The sequence below is a fragment of the Salinirubrum litoreum genome, from assembly GCF_020567425.1.
In the GTDB taxonomy this organism is placed as follows: Archaea; Halobacteriota; Halobacteria; order Halobacteriales; family Haloferacaceae; genus Salinirubrum; species Salinirubrum litoreum.
This window is the reverse complement of record NZ_JAJCVJ010000003.1, coordinates 83,609-105,051: the sequence shown is the minus strand read 5'-3', so window position 1 is coordinate 105,051 and position 21,443 is coordinate 83,609. Positions and strand designations below refer to the sequence as shown.

Sequence of the window (21,443 nt, the reverse complement as noted above, 5' to 3'; positions counted from 1 at the left end):
ACTGTGTGGCACACATGCTGTCCGTAGAGGGACCCCTCCTCAGCGTCGACGTGGGCGCTCGGGAGACGACGACGGAGCGAATCGACCCGGTACTGGACTCGTTTATCGGCGGTCGGGGTGTCGCGACGAAACTCGCACACGACCGACTCCCGTTCGACGCCGACCCCTTCGGCCCGGCGAACGCGCTGTACTTCACGACCGGCCCGATGCAGACGTCGACGATGAGTTTCACCGGCCGGATGAACTGTACCGGCCTCTCGCCACAGACCGGCGGCCTGCTCTCGTCGAACGCCGGCGGCTTCATGTCGCGGAACTTCGCCGACACCGGCTACGCGGCCGTCGAGGTGACGGGGACGAGCGACGAACTGCTCGTCGTCCACGTCTCCGACGAGGGCGTCGAGTTCGAACCGGTCCCGGATCTCGCGGGCGCGACCGTCCCCGAGACGACCGACTACGTCGAGTCCGAACACGGCCTCGAATCCGACCACGTCGCCTGTATCGGTCCCGCCGGCGAGAACCGGGTGCGCTTCGCCTCGCTCATGACCAGCGAGTCGCGGGCGTTCGGCCGTGGCGGCCTCGGCGCGGTCCTCGGCTCGAAGAACGTGAAGGCCATCACCTTCGCGGGGGACTCCCGCCGGGAGGTCGAGGTTCCGGCGATGCAGATGGACATCCACCGCGAGGCCGCCACCTCCGATCACATCATGAAACAACAGGGGACGACGAGCGTCACGTCGCTGGCGAACGAGGTGTCCGCGCTCCCGACGCGGTACTTCTCCGAGTTGCAGTTCGAGGGTGTCGACGGGATCAACGGCGACCGGGTCGGCGAGAAGAAGTACAAGAAGGGGACCTGCTCGCAGTGTGCGTTCGCGTGTAAACTCCCCACCAAAGACGAGGAGCGCGGCGTCGAGACGGAAGGCCCGGAGTACGAGACGGTGATGAGCTTCGGGTCGAACTGCGGGGTGGACGACATCGTCGACGTGATGCAGTCGAACGAACTCTGTGACCGGTACGGACTGGACACCATCTCGTGTGGGAACACCGTCGCCGCGTACCTCGCGCACGAAGACGCGTTCGGCGACGCCGAGTTGATCCACGAGATCGTCGAGCAGATCGCCCACCGCGAGGGGGTCGGCGACACGCTCGCCGAGGGGATCGACCGGTTCCACGAGGAACTCGGCGTCGAGAACTGGACCGTGAAGGGGCTGGACTTCGCGGCGCACGACGGCCGGACGCTCAACGGACAGGGGCTGAGCTACGCCATCGCCAACCGGGGGGCAGACCACATGTTCACCACGCTGTACGCGTGGGAGTACCCCCTCGTCGACAGCAGCGAGGCGCTGGACCCGACCGGCCTGGAGGGGAAGGCACCCCACGTCGTCAAACAGGAGAACGCCCGGGCGCTGGAGGACTGCGGTGTCGTCTGTCGGTTCTCGCGGAGCTTCATGACGCCCGAACGGTTCGAGGGACTGTTCGGAGCCGACTACGAGGACCTGCTCGCAGTCGGGTCGCGGGTCGTCGAACTCGAACGCCACTTCAACAACAAGCGGGGCTTCGACCGGGCCGACGACACGCTCCCGTACGAGTTGCCCGGGTTCGACGCGGCACTGGACGCGTACTACGCACAGCGCGACTGGAACGCCGACGGGACCGTCCCCGACGCCGCCGTCGGCGACGACCCGGTGTCGGCGGACTGACTGGACTGAGAGGTTCGTTCTCGCGTCAGCTATCGAATCGAAAAGAGAGTGTCTCCTCGTCGGGTATCGAGTGGACGGGATAGTATCTCGTCGCCGGAGTCGAGTCGAAGAGCCACGAGTCGTTCTCACCGTCGGCTATCGCGCCGTCGAGATCGTCTCACAGGACAGACGAGCGGTGGGTTCGCCCCGAGAGACGGCCGGGGGTGAGTCCCCGTCTCGTCACTTCACCACGTCGATCTTGTCGCGGTCGATGGACAGTGCCACTGCTGCGACGACGACGAGACCGAGGATGATCTCCTGGACGAACGAGTCGATGCCGAGCAGGTTCATCCCGTTGTTCAGTACCGCGATGACGAGCACACCGAGGATGGTCCGGTGGGGGCCGCCGACGCCGCCGGTCAACGCAGTCCCGCCCATGACGATGGCGGCGATGCTGGGGAGCAGGAGACCGCTCCCGATGTTCGGCGAGGCCGACGAGATGCGGAGTGTCAACAGGACGCCGGCGATGCCACAGAGGAGTCCCGACAGCACGAAGGGGTAGATCTTGTAGCGGTCGACCTTCGCGCCGGCCAACTCGACGACACGCTCGTTCTCGCCGAGCGCGAAGCAGTACCGGCCGAACTTCGTCCGGAACGCGAGGACGATGGTGCCCACGTAGACGAGTAGGCCCCACAGCACGAGGTTGGGGATGCCGAAGACGTCCCCGTTCGAGATGAGACGGATACCGGGGTCCCGGAAGGTGATCGTCGACCCGCCGGTGATGATCTTCCCGACGCCGGCCATCACCGAGAGCGTCCCGAGCGTGACGAGGAACGAGGGTACCTTGAGTTTCGTGAAGACGACGCCGTTGAACAGGCCGGCGAGCATCCCGACGCCGATGGCGAGTGGGATAGCGAGCAGGCCGAGGCCGAACTGTGCGATCAGGACCACGGTCACGACGCCCGTCAACAACACGACCGACTCGACCGACAGGTCGATGCTCTGCTGGAGGATGGGGAAGGTCCCCGCCAGCGCCACAAGCAGGAGCGTGATGGCGTTCTTCGCGACGTTGTCGAGCAGGTTGGCCTCGGTGAAGAACCGCTCCGTGGTGAGGGTGAAGATGATCATCAGCCCGAACAGCATGACGAACGGGCCGAGATCCTGTATCCAGTCTTGAACGGTGCGTTGCTCTCGTTGTTCGGTGATCCACTCGCTGACGCTGCTTGTACTCATCGTTAGATCATCTCCTGTATCAGGTCCTCTTCGGTCGGTTTGTTCCCCGGCGAGGCGTCGAACGGGTCGCCGACGAACTCGCCTTTGGCCATCACGGCGATCCGGTTCGACATGCCGATGACCTCCGGCAACTCGTCGCCGATGAAGACGATAGAGACCCCCCGGTCGGTCAGTTCACGGCAGAGCCGGTACACCTCCTCTTTGGCACCGACGTCGATCCCCCGCGTCACGTTGTCCATCACGAGCACCGGGGTCTCCTGTGCCAGCCACCGGGCGATGACGACCTTCTGCTGGTTCCCGCCGCTCAGCCCGTGAACTAGCGCCTTGGGACCCGGCGTCTTGATCGCCAGTTCCTCGATGGCGTCGAGGGTCGCCTCGGCTTCGGCGTCCAGGTCGAGGATGGGCAGGGTACCGTTCATGTCCCGGACCATCGCCAGCGAGGTGTTGACCAGCACCGACTGGTAGAGCAACAACCCTTCGGACTTCCGGTCTTTCGGGATGTAGCCGACGCCCGCGTCGACCATGTCCGAGACCGTCGGGTTCTCCAGGGTGGTGTCGCCGACCGAGATCGATCCTTCGGTCACGTCGAGATCGCCGGCGAGCAGGCGACCGAAGCGCTGTTTGCCCGACCCCTCGACGCCGACGATGCCGAATATCTCGCCTTCACGGAGCGAAAAGGAGATCGGGCCGACCGTCTCCTCGTGGGCGACCGAGTCCATGCGCATCGCCGTCGCGCCGAGATCGGCCTCGCGTCGCTGGTCGGGGACGCGGTAGTACTCGTCGGCGGTCTCCCGACCGACCATCGCCTGTTGCAACGTGTCCGTGGTGGCCTCGGCCGCCGTGGTTGCGTCGACGAGTTCCCCGTCCTTGAGGACGTAGATGCGGTCGGAGATCTGCAACACCTCGTCGAGTTCGTGCGAGACGAAGACGAACGTCGCCCGGTCGCGCAGGTCGTTCACGAGATCGAACAGGATCTCTCGACCGCTCTCCTCCAACCCGGCCGTCGGCTCGTCGAGCAGGATGACGGGGTTCTCGGACTTCTGTGAGACGTGGAACGCTTTCGCGATCTCGAGCATCTGGCGCTCGTTGAACGTGTAGTTGCGGACGCGCTCGTCGACGTCGATGTTGATGCCGAGTTCGTCGACGAACGCCTGTGCCTCCTCGCGCATCTGTTCTTTCTCGAGGACTCCGAACCGCTCCATCTCACGCCCGAGGTAGAGGTTCTCGTACCCCCGCATGGTCGTGATGACGTCCTGTTCCTGGTGGACGAGCGAGACGCCGTAGTTCGCCGCCTGACGCGGGTTCGTGAACTCGACGGCCTCCCCGTCGACGTACAGTTGCCCCTCGTCGGCCTGCAACACGCCGGTCAGGATGTTCAGGAGCGTACTCTTGCCCGCGCCGTTCTCCCCGACCAGGCCGACGACCTCGCCGTGGTCGACCGCCAGCGAGACGCCGTCGAGCGCCTGGACGTGCCGGAACGACTTCGAGACGCCCTCGACCCGGAAACTGTGCTCGTCACTGTCGGTCTGGCCGGGCCGGGCGTCCGTCGCGTCGGTGTGTAGTTCTGATGCCATGGGAGGTTGTGGTGAGACTTACTTGAGCGGGTTCGACTGGAATCGGTCACTGTACAACTGGGTCGTCTCCTCCTGGGTGGCGTCGTCGGTGTAGACGCCCGGCAGGCTGTAGTTGTTCGGCTTGTCGCCGTCCTGCCAGTCGAGGACCTCCTTCATGTCCGCGAGGTTCATCGGCTGCATGTCGATCTGGGGGTCCCAGGCGTCCTCGCCGGACTCGACGACGGACATCTTCATCCAGTCGTATGGCGTCTCGCCCGAGAAGATGGCGTCGTTGTAGTCGGCGGCGTCCACGACCGGAAGCCGGTCGATCACGTCGGTCCACTCGTCGGGGTTCTTGACGCAGACCGGCGCGTTGAACGACATCATCTTCTCTGCGGGGCTGAGCGTGTGCCCGTTGATGTAGTCGTGGCACTTCGCGACCGACCAACCGGCCTGCCACGGGCCCATCCCCGAGACGGTGCCGGTCATCCGGTCCTCGGCGATGGCCGCGAGTCCGGGTTCGCTGGCGTCGATGCCGACGACGGGGACGTCGATGTCGTTCTCCTCGAGGATGGTGAGCCCGCCCAACGCGACGGCGTCGTTCTGACCGAAGAACCCGTCGATGTCGTCGCCGAACTGCGAGACCTTGTCGTTCATGACGCTGCGGGCGTCCGAGCGGATGAAGTTGCCCGGCTGGCGCGGCCCCGCCATCTCGATGTCGGGGTACTCCTCCAGTGCCAAGTCGACACCCTTGTTCCGGCCGATGTTGGGGGCCGTGCCGCGGTTCCCCTCGATGTGGACGAAGGTTCCGCTCCCGCCCATCGCCTCGAACAGCATCTTCGCGCCAGAGTAGGCGTGGTTGACGAAGTGAGGCGTGAAGAACGTCACGTACTCCTCGCCGGCGTCCTGCGGGACGAACCAGTCGGCGATGGTGACCGCGAGGACACCCGGAATTTCGCCCTCGACCAGCGTCTCCGCCAACGTGATCGCGGCGGCGTTGGTGTAGGTCTGGCCGGCGATGAAGTCCGCGTTGTTCGACACCGCCGTGTCGAACTGCTGTTGCTGGGTCTGGACCTCGCCGTTGTTCGTCTGGACGTTCGGCTCGTAGCCGAAGGCCTCGCACGCCTCGAGGTAGCCCTTCTCCCAACTGAGCCAGTAGGAGTTCTGCCGGTTGGCGATAGAGCCCATCGACGTGAGAGAGCCGCCGCCGCCGTCGGTCCCGTCGCTTCCACCGCTACCGTCGTCACCGCCGCCACCATCTCCGCCGCCGCCACCGTTACCCGTACAACCCGCGAGAGCGCCGAGTCCCGCGAGCGCACCAGCGCCCGCTGTCTGTCCGATGAACGTCCGTCGAGACGTCCTGTTATCTCTTGTCATGCTAACCTGTACATTCCCGTGGAGAGAGCACTATCATAAATGTTTGTGTTTTTTGGGAACACCGAGATCGATATGTTACACTCGTCTTTCGCCGGGCGACAGGGTCAGTACATCACCTTCCCGGCCGAGACGTTGATGTCCTGTCCGGTGATCTGTCGGGAGTCCTCCGAACAGAGGTACGCGACCGTGTTGGCGACGGTCTCTCTGTCCACGAGTTCACGGCGCGCGCTCTCGTCTCTGACCTCCTGTTCCACCTCCCGTGGGCTCCGGTCGTCCATCTCCGCTTGCTGTTCGAACACGCGCTGGATGCGTGGGCCGTCGACCGACCCCGGACAGACCGCGTTGACGTTGATGTCGTGACGACCGACCTCGGCGGCGAGCGTCCGGGTGAAGCCGATGATCCCCATCTTGGCGGTGGCGTACGGTGTGCGGTTCACGAGCGGTCGCTTCCCGGTCACCGACGCGATGTTGACGATGCGGCCGTAGCCGGCCTCCTTCATCGCGGGGAGCACCTCGCGGCACATGTAGAAGCCGCCACGGAGGTTGACGTTCAGGGTCTGGTCCCACTCGTCCGGGGAGACGTCCTCGCAGGCGGCCGTCGGGCCGGCGATGCCGGCGTTGTTGACCAGCATCTCGACGCTCCCGAACCGCGCGAGGGTCTGGTCGATACAGTCCCGGACGCTGTCGAAGTTCGAGATGTCGGTCCGGATCGGGAGCGCCTCCTGCCCGGCGGCCTCGACCGCGTCGACGCTCCCCTGTATCCGGTCGGTGTCGATGTCGGCGACGACGACGTCAGCCCCGCGCTCGGCGAGTTCCGTACAGATGGCCCGGCCGATGCCACGGCTCCCCCCGGTGACGATGGCTGTGCCAGTGGTTGGCATGACCGAACCTGTGCGCTAATAGTATAAAAAAATACCTCAGTCTTCGAGTTCAGTTCGTCGTCAGGGTGACCACCTATCTTTAAATATACCGCCGGACCACTGCGTCGTATGCCCTACGAAGGCTTCGAGGACTACTTCCAGAAGAAGGTGATTCTCAGCGTCGCCACCACCGGTGGACTCCACGGCAAGGAGGCGAACCCGAACCTCCCGACACAACCGGAGGAGGTCGCCGAGGACATCGCCGCCTGCGAGGAGGCGGGGGCGTCGATGGTCCACCTGCACGCCCGCGACGAGAACCACGAGGACACCAAAGACGTCGCCCGGTTCCAGGCGCTCAGAGACGCCATCGAGGCGCACTGTGACGACATCATCGTCAACTTCACGACCGGCGGTGGTGGGATCTACCCCCGCGAGGAACGCATCGCGCCCGTCCTGGAGACCGAGCCACGGCCGGAGGTCGCGACCATCGACGTCGGCCCGATGAACTTCGGACAGACCCGGACGGCTATCAACCCCCGCGAGATGAGCGAGGAGTACGCCGAGCGGATGCGCGACGCCGGCGTCAAACCCGAGATAGAGGTGTTCAACCAGGGCCACATCCCGGAGTTCGAGCACCTGATCGAGGAGGACCTCCTCGATGCCCCCTACTGGGCGACGGTCATCCTGGGGATGCAGACCGGGACGCCGCCGCACCCGCGAAACCTGGTGAACTTCGTCGACAACCTCCCGCCGGAGACCGAGTGGCAGGCGCTGGCGGTCGGTCGCTACCAACTTCCTCTGACGACGATGGCGATGCTCATGGGTGGACACGTCCGCGTCGGCATGGAGGACAACGTCTACTACCGCAAGGGGGAGTTGGCAGAGAGCAACGCCCAACTCGTCCGGCGGACCGCCCGCATCGCCGACGAACTCGACCGACCCATCGCGTCGACTGCGGAGGCGCGAGAGATGCTGGGCCTCTGAGGCTCCGCGTTCGCTCCCCGATACCCCGATTTTTCGGCGGCGTTCGACCGTCTTCCGAGCCACGCGTCGCGGTTCGCCCCTCCCGAACTATATGTACCGAGGAGTCCCGAGAGTCGGGTCTCCTCCCGAGCAGTATTTAGTATCACGGTCGTCGGTGACAGTCCGATTCGGCACACGCGAATTTTATATACCGGTGGCGAGAGAGCCACGTATGGGGAACGATCACACGCCACGGACGCTGAAGACGACCGAGACGACGCTCGCGGTCATCGAGGCGCTGAAATCGCTCGACGGCGCTCGTGTCTCCGAACTCGCGGCGGAACTCGAGATGGCACCGAGTACGGTCCACGCCCACCTCGCGACACTCGAAGCGTCCGAGTACGTCGCCAAGGAGGGCGACAGCTACCACCTGGGACTCGAGTTCCTGCCGTTGGGCAACTACGTGGGGTACCGGAAACGGGCCTACCGGACGGCCGAGAACTACGCCAGACGACTCGCAGACGAGACGGAACTCCGTGCCGTCTTCATGGTCGAAGAACACTGCTGGGGCGTCTACCTGTTCACGTTCTCCGGTCGGCACGCGGTGTGGACGTACTCGACGGTCGGCAAGAAGGTCCCGCTCCACGTGACTGCGGCGGGCAAGGCGATTCTCTCGAAACTCCCCCGCAGTCGGGTCGAGACCATCGTCGAGAACCGTGGACTGGAACCGGAGACGGAGAACTCCATCACGGACCGGGAGACGCTCTTCGAGGAACTGGCCCTGATCGACGAACGCGGCTACTCGCTGAACCACGAGGAACAACTCGAGGGGGTGAAGGCGGTCGGGGTCCCGGTGACCGACGGCAACGACCGGATCATCGGTGCGTTCAGCGTCGCCAGCCCCGCGAACCGACTCGACGAGACCGAGTTCGAGGAGGAACTGCCGAGCACCATCCTCGGCATCGCCAACGAGTTCGAACTGGAACACACGCTGACGTGAGTCGACGAGTAGCCTTTTGCCGTCGGTCCCCGACTGTCGAGGTATGAGCGAGTCAGGAGACGAGACGGGACCCGGACACGGCCGGCCGGACACCGACAGCAAGGTCGGCAGGGTCATCGCGGAGTACGACCTCTCGGGGACCGCCGAGTGGCTCGAAGCGGCCTGGGTCGGTGACGGACGAGAGCGCCGGAGTCTCCGTGATCTCGCCGACGAGTTCAACCGACGCGCCCTCGAGGCGGCGATGCGAGACGCCGGCATGGACCCGGTTCCGGTCGAAGTAGAGAGCGCGTACACGACGCTGACGGACGACGAGACGAGTAGCGGTGCCCGAGTCGAACTGCGGAACCGGCTGGAGTGGGAGGGCGTCGACCTCGACACCGTGGAGGCCGACTTCGTCACCCACCAGGCAGTCCACACGTTCCTCCGGAAGTACCGGGGAGTCGAACGCGGAACCCCCGAGGCGGACCCGGAGAAAGCACGGGAGACGATCGGGAAACTCCGTGGCCGGACGGAGGCGGTGACGACGAACGTCGTGGAGCGACTCGCCGACCGCGGCGCACTCTCCGTCGGCTCCGTCGACGCACTCGTGGACGTGCAGGTCGTCTGTCGGGACTGTGAGAGCCAGTATCAGGTCGAAGAACTGATCGACAGAGGCGGGTGCGACTGCTAGTGTCGGCCACGCCCGTTACAGACGTATTGGCGTAACGCCGACACTCGGGTAGCCATGACAGACATACGTCTGTAATGGGCGGCGTCCGATCGGCAGAACCGTTATGTACCCGACTCGTGGACAGTAGGTAATGACCGGTCCCGAACTCAGCGACGGACACGTTCGACTCACGGCGCGGAACATCGGTGGTATCGAAGAGACGTCGGTCTCACTGACGCCGGGGGTGAACGTGCTGACCGGTCGAAACGCGACGAATCGGACGTCGTTCCTTCGGGCGATCATGGGTGCGCTCGGCAGCGACGGGGTCTCGCTCAAGGCCGACGCGGCGGACGGAGAGGTGTCGCTGTCGGTAGCCGGCGAGACCTACACGAGACGGCTCCGCCGCGAGAACGGCAGCGTCGTCACGAGCGGTGACGGCTACCTCGCAGACCCCGAACTCGCCGACCTGTTCGCGTTCCTCCTGGAGACGAACGAGGCACGACAGGCCGTCGTCCGTGACGAGGACCTCAGGGCGGTCCTCATGCGACCGGTCGACACCGAGGCGATCCGTGCCGAGATCGCGACGCTCCAGTCGGACAAGCGTGACGTGGAGGCCCGTCTCGAAGAACTCGACGACCTGAAGCGGGACCTCCCGACCCTCGAGAACCGCCGGTCCACGCTCGAATCGGAGATCGTGGACCGACGCGAGGCGCTCGACGCGAAGGAGCGAGAGATCGAGGCGGCGAACACCGGCGTCGAGGAGAGTCGCTCGAAGCAGGCGACGCTCGACGACCGACTCGACGACCTCACGGAGGCCCGGTCGGACCTGGAGTCTGTCCGGTTCCGGATCGGATCACAGGAGGAGAGCCTCGAAGCCTTACGGACCGAACTCGACGAACTCGAGGGGAGCGACCCGGACCTGACGACCGCCGACGCGGCAGACGTCACGGCGGTCGAGACGGAGATCGACGACCTGCGGAGCCGGCAACAACGACTCGACGCGACGGTCACCGAACTCCAGAGTATCGTGAGCTTCAACGAGGAGATGCTGGACGGCGACTCCGACCTGCTGGACGACTCCCTGGACCGCGAGACGGACACCGAGGGTGCCGTGACCGACCGACTCGTCGGGACCGACGCCCTGGTCTGCTGGACGTGTGGGACGACCGTCGAGCGGACTGCCATCGAGGAGACGGTAGAGAGACTCCGGACGCTCCGGCGTGAACTGCTCGACGAACGGGGGGACGTGACGGACCGGCTTCGGGACCGCCAGATGGAGCGGGACCGACTCACCGAACAACGCAAGCGGCGACGGGAACTGGAGCGCCGCCACGACCAACTCGTCGCGGAGATCGACGAGCGTGAGGCGCAGTTGGCGTCGCTCAGAGACCGGCGAGCAGAACTGAGTGACACGGTCGAGAGACTCGAAGCGGCGGTCGACGAGATCCCCGAGCAGGACTACAGCGAGGTCCTCGCCCTCCACAAGGAGGCGAACCGACTCGAATTCGAGATTCAGCAACTGACGGACGACCTCGCGGAAGTCGAAAAGCGCATCACGGAGGTGGAAGCCGAACTCGCCGAGCGTGAGGATCTCGACGCACGGAGAGCGGAGATCACGGAGCAACTGGCCGACCGCAGGACGAAGGTCGAACAGATAGAGGCACACGCCGTCGAGCAGTTCAACGAGCACATGGACGCCATCCTCGGTCTCCTCGAGTACGAGAACCTCCAGCGAATCTGGATCGAGCGGCGACAGACCGAAGTGAAGGAGGGTCGCCGAAAGGCAATCAAGCGCGTCTTCGACCTGCACGTGATTCGCCAGAGCGAGGACGGCACGGCGTACGAGGACACCATCGACCACCTCAGCGAGAGCGAACGGGAAGTAACTGGACTGGTGTTCGCGCTCGCGGGCTACCGGGTCCACGAGGTCCACGAGGAGGTGCCGTTCATGCTGCTGGACTCCCTGGAGGCGATCGACGCCGGACGCATCGCCGCGCTCGTCGACTACTTCTCGGAGTTCGCCCCCCACCTCGTCGTGGCGCTCCTCCCCGAAGACGCCGCGGCACTCGACGACTCGTACCACCGCGTCGAGTCGATCTAATAGACGGGGACGCTGGCCCGGTCCCGTCGTCACGCTCTATCGGAGACCGATCGGCCGCGATCGCTACGGAAACGAATTCGCTCGATAGCCCGTCCCTGTCAGTCGAATCCGCGACGGTACGGTGGTACGCAGTGGCGTTACTGGACTCACCGGAGATTCGGGAGAACACCATTCACTGTTTGGCCAGATGTACCGACGAGAGATTCGTAACCCGTGCCGCTTGTATCCACAAGCGATTGAGCCTGCGAGACGCCTGAAGTGCCTGTATTCCGGGGTTCTGCCTGTAGAGTTCGCTAGGTCGTTCGGTCCACCGGGAGCGTGGCCGCCTTCGAGGGCGAGCCACGCCCTGCAGACGGGGAACTCTGAATCGTATTCCGGGCCTGAGGACTCGTGACATACGGTCAGGGCCAGTCGTTTCCGATTCGAAGACTCACTAGATCCCGACACCCGGTGCGCTCGGTACGCCACCCACTTCTCGAACGCGTCCCGTCGCCCCGTGGGTGAAACATCGCGTCCGGTGCTGGGACGTCTTCACAGCGACCACGGGCCTCGTCCGGCCCTTCGGAAGCGGGGCGAATCTCCGACTGGACGGTAGTCAGCTGTCCTCGGTGAAGCTCTCTACGTCGGGGTCGAACTGCGTGACCTCCTGTTCGATGCGTTCCCGCTCGAAGTAGAGGAGTTCGACGGCGAACACGACGGTGGCGATGCCGAGCACCATGTAGAACGTGTAGCGCTCCCGGACGTAGAGGTTGTACAGCATCAGCGAGAAGAACACCAGTGCGCCGAGCGTTCCGACTGCGGGAACAGCGGCGTTCACTTCGTCGGTAACACGCTGGCGCCACGCGAGGTAGCTCATCGCGCCGAACACTAGGATAAACGCCAGCGAGGCGAATGAGGTGATCGCCCCGAGACTTCCGTACCACGTGAAGGCTGCGGTGATCGCCCCGAGGACCAGCACCGTTCGTTCGGGAAGTCCCTCTGCGGCCGCGTCACCGATCTGGTCGGGGAGCAGGTCGTTGCTGAGCATCCCCTTCGCGAAGTGGGTTGACGAGAACAGCGTCGCGTTGATGACACTGCCCGTCGAGAACAGCGCCGAGAGCGCGAGTACGACGCCACCGACCCCCGCCAGTCCGTACGGTTGCATCATCGTCGAGGCGGCGTCCTTCAGTGCGACGTGGGGGTACGACTCCAGCGTCTGGGTAACGAGGTTCACCGTCACCACCCCCACGAGAACGTAGATGGCGACCGCGACGGGGATCGAGACGCAGACCGCCTTCCTGATCGTCTCCACCGGGTCGGCGATGCTCTCCTGATCGTGAGACTGTTGAGCACGTTGTACGAGTAGCCCGCGCACGTGGCGAGGCACCGGAGATGAGAAACGCCAGCCAGATGGCGGAACTGGTGATGCCCGCCACGACACCGAGAACGGCGTAGATGCCGCCCCCGATCATCCCGCCGAGTGCCATCGAGACACCTTCTTTCAGGCCGAGACTCTCAGCCATGGCTATCTCTCTTCATCCGATTCACTCTCCCCACGAGGATAGCCACCAACGATGGGAGAACACGCTGGATGAATATTACGGCAAGCCGAGCGCCCGGCCGGTGTCGGTCGGTGGAGTCCGCTCGCCATCCCCCGGTTCGAGGGATGGACCGACTGTGCTCGCAGGTACTCACCGTCTCTCGTATCTGGATCAATGAGCGGGCACCGACGGGACACCTCCGACCGTGTGAACGGACGTGTCGACAGGAGAGCACGATGGGACGACCCTCCACTCGACGATTCTGGGACAGACTGAGTTCGTCCCAAATCGCGGTGGATCAGCGTCTCACAGTAAGGAGGATAGCCCAGGGTCCAGTGTTGGGACAGACTTAAACTGTCCCAAAATCGAGGAGATCGACCTGCCGCGAGGTTCGTCTCTCGAAAACGTGCAGGTCAGGCGAACGTCGGAAAGTCGTCGTCCGCGTCGTCCATGTTGACGTTCACCTCGATGACGTTCGCGGTGTTGATCACCTGGTCGACGATGTCGTCGTGATATTCCGGTTCTTTCATCCGCCGAACCGGACCGGAGACGCTGACTGAGCCCAGAACCCGGTCGTGGCGGTCACAGATCGGGGCCCCTATGGCCTGGAGTCCCGTGACCTCCTCCTCGTCGTTGAGGGCGTAGCCACGTTCCCGGACCGCTTCGAGTGCTGCAAACAGGTCCCCACGCTCCGTGATCGTCTCGTCCGTCTTCGCCGGGAGGCCGTACCGGTCGACGATCCACTCGACGCGCTCCCGTGGCAGTTGTGAAAGGATGGCCTTGCCCGTCGCCGAAAAGTGGAGGTAGTCTGCCCGTTGGAGTTTGTTCACCTGATAGCTGTCGCCGACCGCCTTGTCCCCGCTGACCTTGTAGAGGTTCACCCCGAGGCCGTGTTGTTCCGTGGCGAGGTGCGCGAACTCGCCGGTCTCAGCAGCGAGGGTGTCCAGTTCCGGCTTCCCGATTTGGTACAGGGTGTTCTGGTTCCGGACGTACTCGCCCAGTAGCAGAAACTGCAGGGAGAGTCGGTAGGTGTCCCCCTCCTTGACGACGAACTTCTCCGCACGGAGGGTGCTCAGGTAGTTGTACGCGACGCTCTTCGAGATGTCGAGATGGTCTGCGAGTTCGGTCACGCCGGCGCCGTCGAGTCGTTTCAGTGCCTGCACGACGTCGAGGGCACGCGAGACCGTCTGGAGAGTCCGTGGCGACCCGGGCGTCTCGTCTGTCGTCATACGTACTACTCACACGGAGCGCACAAGGATGTTCGCATTTCACAAACAACGAGTAGGTGACGATGACCGAAAGAGGACTCGAGCGACGAGCCACAGTGTTCTCGAAGAAGCGACGCAGTTCGTGTTCGATGCGCCACGAAGAGCGACGATACGACGTTCTCGTTTCACTGACGGTGAGTGTGTCGTGTTGACACGAGCCACTAACCGTCGACTACGAGTTCGTGAGCGTAGCGAGAGACCGCGCCAGCACCTGCGTCACGGCCGCACAGTCGGCCCAGTCGGTCCACTCGCGGGGGTTGTGTGAGATGCCGTCCTCCGAGGGTGCAAACAGGAGCGCGGCGTCCGTCACGCTGCCGACGTGCATCGTGTCGTGCCCAGCACCGGAGTGGAGGTCGAGCGAGTTGACCCCCGCCGCCTCGCCGGCTTCCCGGACGACAGCACGGAGACGGGGGCTCATCTCGACGGGTCGGCGGTCCCAAGCGTGGTCCAGACTGGTCTCGACCGGGCGCTCACGTTCGAGTCGTGTGAGGCTCTCCCGTGCGGCGTCCGTCAGCGCCTCGATGGTCCCATAGTCGACGTCCCGGACGTCGACGGTCAGGTCGACTGCACCGGCGACGACGTTCGGGGCGTTCGGAGAGACGTTCAATCGACCGACCGTGGCGACGGCCGTCTCGTTCCTGTCTGTCCGGGCCGCCGGTGCCGCCTCGACGTCCAGGAGGAACTCCCCGGCAGCAGCCAGCGCGTCGGCGCGGGTCGTCATCGACGTGGTGCCGGCGTGGTCCGCCTCGCCCCTGATCTCGACGTGACACCGCGTCAGGCCGACGATGCTGGAGACGATACCGACCTGTGCGCCGGCGTCCGTGAGTCGTTCCGACTGCTCGATGTGAACTTCGAGCCACGAGTCCCACTCGCCGGCGTCGATTCGCCCGTCGCCCCGGAAGCCGATGTCGGCGAGTGCGTCTCCCAGCGGCACGCCGTCCGCGTCCTCGATGGCGAGTGCCTCCTCGACGGAGAGTTCGCCGACGGCCACCCCGGAACCGATCAGCCCACCGCCGAACCGCTGACCCTCCTCCTCGGTGAACGAGACGACGTCGATCGGCCGGGCCGGTTCGACGCCCGCCTCCTGGAGCGTCCGGACGGCTTCGAGGCCGGCGTAGACGCCGAGTGGGCCGTCGAAGATACCGCCCTCGGGGACTGAGTCGAGGTGACTCCCCGTCGCGACAGCCGGTGCGTCCGGATCAGCACTGTCCGGACACCAGCGCCCGACGATGGTGCCGACCGCGTCTGTCCGAACCGTGAGGCCGGCGTCGCGGAGTCGTTCACAGAAGAACTCCCGTGCCCGTCGATCCGCATCTGTCCCCGTCAACACCGTTCGGCCACGCCCTGCCGGCGACGGTACGGCGCCGAACTCAGCCGTGGCTTCGAGGTCACTCCGCAGTCGCGCTTGGTTTACGTCCATGCGATACCGTGGCAGACGTGATCGCCCCTATTTGATTCTATGGGACGCAGCCAGCCAGACAACAACGCGCATGAACTATTTTTGGGAGATCGGCTAACAATCGAACGGGTGGAAACCCACACAACCCGAATACTTATCACAGGGGAGCGGAACCATATCAGCGTATGCAACGCAATAGCAAGGGGTCTTCCCCCCCGAGTAGCTACAGCTCAAAGCGTCGTGCGTTCCTCGGCGCGATCGGCGTGACCGGTGTCACGGCGCTCGCTGGCTGTACCGGCGGCGGGGCCGACTCGACGGAGACCGCAGGCGGCGGCGGTGGCGGCTCCGACGAGACGGCGACAGCGGCGCCCGGAAACGCGAAGATGGGCGGCACGCTCCAGTGGGGCGGTGCCGTTCCCGTCCAGGGGTTAGACCCTCACATCGACACCTCGGCGGCGTCGAAGCGGGTCCTCGAGAACATCTACGAGGAACTGGTCCGCCTGCAGGACGACTACACGATCGAACCCCACCTCGCCACCTCCCTGGAACAGTCCGAGAACAACACCCTGCTGTCGATGGACCTCCGCGAGGGCGTCACCTTCCACGACGGCTCGGAGATGACCTCGGAAGACGTGCTGGCGACGTACGAGCGTGTCCAGAACGGTGACTTCCTCGCGACCGGCTTCTTCGAGATGGTGGAGGAGCTTCGGGCACCAGACGACTACACCTTCGAGATCAAACTCACCCAGCCGTTCGCGCCGTTCATCGCGAAGATGGCGACTGCGGAACTCGCCATCATGCCGGCGGAGAACGCCGCGAAGGACATGGTCGAAGACCCGATCGGAACGGGTCCGTATCAGTTCGAGAGCCGGGAGGTCGAGACCTCGTTCACGATGACCCGGTACGAGGACTACTGGGGAGCCAGCGACGAGGACGGCCCCTTCATCGACGAGATCGTCAAGAGCGAGATCCCCGACCCGAGCGTCAGGCTCCAGTCCTTCTCGGCGGGCGAGTACGACTTCATCAACGGCATCGCGCCGAAGGACGCCTCGCAGGTCCAGAACGACTCCAGCGTCCGGTTCGAGACGCAGTTCCCGAAGTCGCTGGTCTACCTCGGACTCAACTGCGACCGGGCACCGTTCGACAACCGGGACGCTCGGCTCGCACTCGATTACGCCATCGACAAGGAGAAAGTCGCCGAGGCGGCGCTGTACGGCACCGGCCAGACGACTGCCTCCCCGGCGACACCCGGCAGCCCCTACGTCAACCCCGACGTCTCGCCGCGTGAACGCGACCTCGACAGGGCACAGGAACATCTCGACGCGGCCGGCATGTCGGACGGCTACTCGGCGACGTTCAAGATCCCGCAGTCGTACCCGACGCAGGTGCAGGGTGCGGAGGTGATCGCCGCCGACGCCGCCGAGGTGGGCATCGACCTCCAGATCCAGCAGATCACGTGGAGTACCTGGCTCTCGGACGTCTACTCGAACCGCGACTTCCAGGCGACGACCAGTTCGTACCTCGCGCTGTGGTACCCTGACGTGTCGTTCTATAAGTTCCTCCACCCCAACGGGGCGTTCTTCTTCACCGGCTGGGAGAACGAGGAGTACAACAGTCTCGTCGAGGAGGCCCGCACTATCTACGACGAGGACGAACGGGCGGACCTCTACCACCAGGCGACCGAGATCCTCCACGAGGACCGGTCCGGTCACCTGCTCCTGTGGTGGCAGCCCAGCATCTACGCCGCACAGCCCGCGTACAAGGGGCCGGTCGGCGCACCTGACGGGTCGACGCTCCAGTTCCACGACAACTGGCTGGACCGCTAAACACCCCTCTCACATCGATGTACAACTACGTCTTGCGCCGTCTCGGGTTCATGACCGTGACGCTGTTTTTCGTCACGCTGATCGCCTTCGCCGTGACGAACATCCTCCCCGGCGACGTGGCGCTGTTGATCCTCGGGCCGAACGCCACGGAGGAGTCGCTTCAGGCACTCCAGGCACAACTGGGCCTCAACCGCCCGCTGTACGTCCAGTACTTCGACTGGGTGTTCGGCCTGCTCCAGGGGGACATGGGCGAGTCGCTCCGGTTCGGCGAACCGGTGGCCGCACTCGTCGCCGAGCGACTGCCACGGTCGCTGTTGCTGGCCGTCTCGGCCACGCTCGTCGCGGTGTTGCTCTCGATCCCACTCGGCGTGTACGCCGCAGTCAACCAGAACGAGGCACCCGACATCTCGGCGTCGATGCTCGCGTTCGTCGGCATCTCGATGCCAATCTTCCTGTGGGGGCTGGTGTTCATCCTCCTGTTCGCCGTGTGGTTCAACTTCTTCCCCACCGGCGGCTACGTGCCGCCGAGTGAAGACCCGGTGGCGACGCTCACCCACCTCGTGTTGCCGGCCGGGGCGATGGGGTTCGCCTTGACCGCGTACATCATGCGGATGACGCGGTCGTCGATGATCGAGGTGCTCGGCGAGGAGTACATCAACCTCGCCCGGGCCAAGGGAATGAGCCAGCGGATCATCGTGTTGCGACACGCGCTGAAGAACGCCGTCATCCCGGTCATCACGGTCATCGCGTTCCAGTTCAGCTACGCCTTCGGCGGCGTGGTCGTCCTGGAGGAGGTGTTCTTCTGGCCGGGCATCGGTCGGCTGACCCTGACCGCCATCCAGAGCCGCGACATCCCCCTCATCCAGGGGTGCATCATCGTCGTCGCACTGATATACATGTTCTCGAACTTCGCGGCCGACCTGTTGTACGCCTACTTCGACCCACGCATCCGATACGGAGGTGATGACTGATGGCGGCCGAGACGCCCGAAGCACCCGAGACCGGCGGCACACTGAGTGACGCCCAGCGGGAGCGCATCGGTCGGTTCGTCCGGAAGTTCCGGAACAACACGAAGGCGATGCTCGGCCTGACCATCGTGGTCCTGCTCGTCCTCGTCGCGATCTTCGCGCCGCTCATCGCGCCGTATCCGGTCGCAGAGACCAACATCCCCGACCGGAGCCAGCCCCCGTCGCTCGACCACCCGTTCGGGACCGACGACCTGGGCCGTGACGTGTTCAGCCGGGTCGTCATGGGGAGTCGTATCTCTCTGTACGTCGGCTTCGGCGCCATCTCGGCAGCGCTCGTCGTCGGTGCCATCCTCGGCGTGATCGCCGGCTACGCCGGCGGGTTGACCGACGAACTCGTGATGCGATTGATGGACGCCGCGATGGCGTTCCCGCCGGTGTTACTGGCGCTGACCCTGCTCGTCGTGCTGGGACCGGAGTTGAGTAACGTCATCATCGCGCTGGCGTTCGTCTACACGCCGTACATCGCCCGCGTCTCACGGAGTGCGGCACTCGCCGAACGCAACGAGTCGTACGTCGAGGCCGCCGTCGCACGCGGCGAGAGCAGTTCTCGAATCGTCTTCAGCGAGGTGTTCCCCAACTGCACCGCGCCGATGCTTGTCCAGGGATCGCTCAACATCTCCTTCGCCATTCTCGCGGAGGCGAGTCTCTCGTTCCTGGGGCTCGGCGCACAGCCCCCACGACCGTCGTGGGGCTTGATGATCAACACCGGTCGGGGGTTCATGGAGACCGCCCCGTGGATGTTGCTGTTCCCGGCACTGGCTATCGGTATCGCCGTGGTCGGCTTCAACATGCTCGGTGACGGCCTGCGCGACGTTCTCGATCCGAAGGTGGAGGCGATCGAATGAGCGACCGGACCGAGGCCACGGAAGACGGACCGCTGCTCGACGTGCGTGACCTGCGGACGGTGTTCCGCACCGAGGAGGGTCCCGTCGTCGCGACGAACGAGGTGTCCTTCGAACTCGATCACGGCGAGACGATGGGCCTCGTCGGCGAGTCCGGCGCAGGCAAGTCGGTGACGGCGCGGTCGCTCATGCGACTCATCGACTCGCCGGGAGAGATCACCGGCGGCGAAGTCCTGTTCAACGGGGAAGACCTACTCTCGCTGTCGGACCAGGAGATGCGCGACGTGCGGGGCAACCGCATCGCGATGATCCCACAGGATCCGATGTCGTCGCTGAACCCGGTGATGACGGTCGGCGAGCAGATCGCCGAGACCATCCGTCGCCACCAGGGTGTCTCGAAGAGCGCCGCCCGGATGAAGGCGGTCGAGGCGATGGACGACGTCGGCATCCCCGACGCGGAGGAACGGGTCGACGACTACCCCCACGAGTTCTCGGGCGGGATGCGCCAGCGCGTCCTCGTCGCCATCGGCTTCTCCTGTGAGCCGGATCTCATCATCGCGGACGAACCGACGACCGCACTCGACGTGACGACGCAGGCGAAGATTCTCGAACTGCTGAACGACATGCAACAGCGGGAGGGGACGGCGGTCCTGATGATCACGCACAACCTCGGGGTCGTCGCACAGACGTGTGACCACGTCGGCGTCATGTACGCCGGGAACCTCGTGGAGACGGCGCCGCTGCGTGACCTGTTCGACCGGCCGCGCCACCCCTACACGCGGGCGCTCATCGACTCTATCCCCGAGGTCGAGACGACCTACGACGAACTCCCGACGCTCGCGGGGTCGATGCCGGATCTGTCGGCGCTTCCCGCGGGCTGTAACTTCGCCCCTCGGTGTCCGCACGCCACCGAGGCGTGTCGGACCGGTGGCGACCCGCCCCTCGAGAGCGTCGACGGCGACGAGTCGCGTGCGGCCTGTCTCCACGCCGCGGACCTCGACCTCTCGGAGGCCGCGACACCCGACCGCGCCGGCGGGCGCGGCGGCGTCGACCGGAGTGGCGACCCGCTGTTCGAGGTGCGGGGCCTGAAGAAGCACTTCGCGGCCGGCGACGGTACCTTCGGGAACATCACCCTCACGCGGAGCGACGGGGGGCTGCCGACCATCGAACGCCGGTACGTCAAAGCGGTCGACGGCATCGACTTCGACGTCTACCCCGGCGAGACGGTCGGACTCGTCGGCGAGTCAGGCTGTGGCAAGTCGACAGTCGCTCGGACTGCGCTTCGACTCATCGAACCGACCGCTGGCGAAGTGTACTTCGAAGGCCAACCGTTACACGAACTCGACGACACCGAGGTCCGGAGTCTCCGCCGCGAGATGCAGATGATCTTCCAGGACCCGGGGAGTTCGCTCAACCCTCGCAAGACGGTCGGTCGCATCGTCGGCCGGGCGATGGAGAAACACGGCATCGCCACCGGCGAGGAGAAGCGACGACGGGTCGGCGAACTGCTCGAACGCGTCGGCCTCTCGGCGGAGGCCGCCTCGAAGTACCCCCACGAGTTCTCCGGCGGACAGCAACAGCGCGTCGCCATCGCCCACGCACTGGCCGTCGAACCGAAACTCATCGTCTGTGACGAACCGGTCTCGGCACTCGACGTGAGCGTGCAGGCACAGATCCTGAACCTGCTCAACGACATCCAGGCCGAGCGTGGACTCGCGTACTTGTTCATCTCGCACAACATCGGCGTCGTGCGGCACAGCTGTGACCGGGTCGCGGTGATGTACCTCGGCCAGATCGCCGAGTTCGGGACGGTCGATCAGGTGTTCTCGCCGCCGTTCCACCCGTACACCGAGAGCCTGCTCTCGGCAGTGCCGGCGGCGAACCCACGCCGGCGACCCGACCGGATCCTCCTGGAGGGGAGCGTCCCGTCGCCGATCGACCCGCCGAGTGGCTGTCCGTTCCAGACACGGTGTCCGAAGAAGATCGGCGGGGTGTGCGAGACGGACGTGCCGGCGCTCGAAGACATGGGCGACGGCCACCACATCTCGTGTCACCTCTCCGCCGAGGAGATGAGCGAGCGCGACTCGTTCATCGACCGGGCGGACCCGCAGGCAGGCGAGGCCGAGTCGGACTGACCTGCTCGCTCTCGCC

Annotated in this window: 16 protein-coding genes; 9 read left to right on the top strand and 7 right to left on the bottom strand. The window is 65.0% G+C overall.

Annotation, left to right across the window (positions count from 1 at the left end; genetic code table 11):
* The first annotated feature begins 14 nt into the window (after positions 1–14).
* Positions 15–1,694: an aldehyde ferredoxin oxidoreductase family protein gene (locus LI337_RS16455; protein WP_227231002.1), complete on the top strand. Its 1,680-nt coding sequence runs from the start codon at positions 15–17 to the stop codon at positions 1,692–1,694.
* A gap of 219 nt (positions 1,695–1,913) precedes the next feature.
* Here the strand turns inward: LI337_RS16455 and LI337_RS16450 are convergent, their stop codons facing one another.
* The 4 genes from LI337_RS16450 to LI337_RS16435 form a co-directional block, all read right to left on the bottom strand.
* Positions 1,914–2,816, bottom strand: a complete 903-nt coding sequence (locus LI337_RS16450; RefSeq protein ID WP_345777774.1) for an ABC transporter permease — start codon at positions 2,814–2,816, stop codon at positions 1,914–1,916.
* 92 nt (positions 2,817–2,908) lie between these two features.
* Positions 2,909–4,480 (bottom strand): sugar ABC transporter ATP-binding protein, encoded by a 1,572-nt coding sequence (locus LI337_RS16445; protein ID WP_227231000.1) that lies wholly within the window; start codon positions 4,478–4,480, stop codon positions 2,909–2,911.
* An 18-nt stretch (positions 4,481–4,498) separates the two neighbouring features.
* Complete coding sequence (locus LI337_RS16440; RefSeq protein WP_227230999.1) at positions 4,499–5,836, bottom strand: sugar ABC transporter substrate-binding protein; 1,338 nt, start codon at positions 5,834–5,836, stop codon at positions 4,499–4,501.
* Between the two features lie 104 nt (positions 5,837–5,940).
* Positions 5,941–6,717, bottom strand: a complete 777-nt coding sequence (locus tag LI337_RS16435) for an SDR family NAD(P)-dependent oxidoreductase (protein WP_227230998.1) — start codon at positions 6,715–6,717, stop codon at positions 5,941–5,943.
* 108 nt (positions 6,718–6,825) lie between these two features.
* Between LI337_RS16435 and LI337_RS16430 the strand changes: the two genes are divergently transcribed.
* The 4 genes from LI337_RS16430 to LI337_RS16415 all read left to right on the top strand — a co-directional run bounded on the left by LI337_RS16430 (position 6,826) and on the right by LI337_RS16415 (position 11,409).
* Positions 6,826–7,680 carry a beta-keto acid cleavage family enzyme gene (locus tag LI337_RS16430; protein ID WP_227230997.1) on the top strand — a complete coding sequence of 285 codons (855 nt, stop codon included), beginning with the start codon at positions 6,826–6,828 and terminating at the stop codon, positions 7,678–7,680.
* Between the two features lie 211 nt (positions 7,681–7,891).
* Positions 7,892–8,659, top strand: a complete 768-nt coding sequence (locus tag LI337_RS16425) for an IclR family transcriptional regulator (RefSeq protein WP_227230996.1) — start codon at positions 7,892–7,894, stop codon at positions 8,657–8,659.
* A gap of 43 nt (positions 8,660–8,702) precedes the next feature.
* Positions 8,703–9,329: a rod-determining factor RdfA gene (rdfA, locus tag LI337_RS16420; RefSeq protein WP_227230995.1), complete on the top strand. Its 627-nt coding sequence runs from the start codon at positions 8,703–8,705 to the stop codon at positions 9,327–9,329.
* A 130-nt stretch (positions 9,330–9,459) separates the two neighbouring features.
* Entirely contained in the window at positions 9,460–11,409 is a 1,950-nt protein-coding gene (locus LI337_RS16415; RefSeq protein ID WP_227230994.1) for an archaea-specific SMC-related protein, read from the top strand.
* A gap of 595 nt (positions 11,410–12,004) precedes the next feature.
* Here the strand turns inward: LI337_RS16415 and LI337_RS16410 are convergent.
* From LI337_RS16410 to LI337_RS16400, 3 genes are all read right to left on the bottom strand, one after another.
* Positions 12,005–12,700 carry an APC family permease gene (locus tag LI337_RS16410; RefSeq protein WP_227230993.1) on the bottom strand — a complete coding sequence of 232 codons (696 nt, stop codon included), beginning with the start codon at positions 12,698–12,700 and terminating at the stop codon, positions 12,005–12,007.
* Positions 12,701–13,342: 642 nt separating this feature from the next.
* Positions 13,343–14,158, bottom strand: coding sequence for an IclR family transcriptional regulator (locus tag LI337_RS16405; protein WP_227230992.1), 816 nt, complete (start codon positions 14,156–14,158; stop codon positions 13,343–13,345).
* A 211-nt stretch (positions 14,159–14,369) separates the two neighbouring features.
* Positions 14,370–15,617, bottom strand: coding sequence for a M20 family metallo-hydrolase (locus LI337_RS16400; RefSeq protein ID WP_227230991.1), 1,248 nt, complete (start codon positions 15,615–15,617; stop codon positions 14,370–14,372).
* Between the two features lie 164 nt (positions 15,618–15,781).
* Between LI337_RS16400 and LI337_RS16395 the strand changes: the two genes are divergently transcribed.
* Genes LI337_RS16395 through LI337_RS16380 form a run of 4 tightly spaced genes read left to right on the top strand, consistent with a single transcriptional unit; the run spans position 15,782 to position 21,427 of the window.
* Complete coding sequence (locus tag LI337_RS16395) at positions 15,782–17,422, top strand: ABC transporter substrate-binding protein (protein ID WP_227230990.1); 1,641 nt, start codon at positions 15,782–15,784, stop codon at positions 17,420–17,422.
* A 17-nt stretch (positions 17,423–17,439) separates the two neighbouring features.
* Positions 17,440–18,393, top strand: coding sequence for an ABC transporter permease (locus LI337_RS16390; protein ID WP_227230989.1), 954 nt, complete (start codon positions 17,440–17,442; stop codon positions 18,391–18,393).
* The gene (locus LI337_RS16385; protein ID WP_227230988.1) at positions 18,393–19,295 is read left to right on the top strand and encodes an ABC transporter permease; all 903 of its coding nucleotides are present in this window, start codon (positions 18,393–18,395) and stop codon (positions 19,293–19,295) included. Before LI337_RS16390 ends, LI337_RS16385 begins: the two co-directional genes overlap by 1 nt.
* Positions 19,292–21,427 carry a dipeptide ABC transporter ATP-binding protein gene (locus LI337_RS16380; RefSeq protein ID WP_227230987.1) on the top strand — a complete coding sequence of 712 codons (2,136 nt, stop codon included), beginning with the start codon at positions 19,292–19,294 and terminating at the stop codon, positions 21,425–21,427. Before LI337_RS16385 ends, LI337_RS16380 begins: the two co-directional genes overlap by 4 nt.
* Positions 21,428–21,443 lie beyond the last annotated feature (16 nt).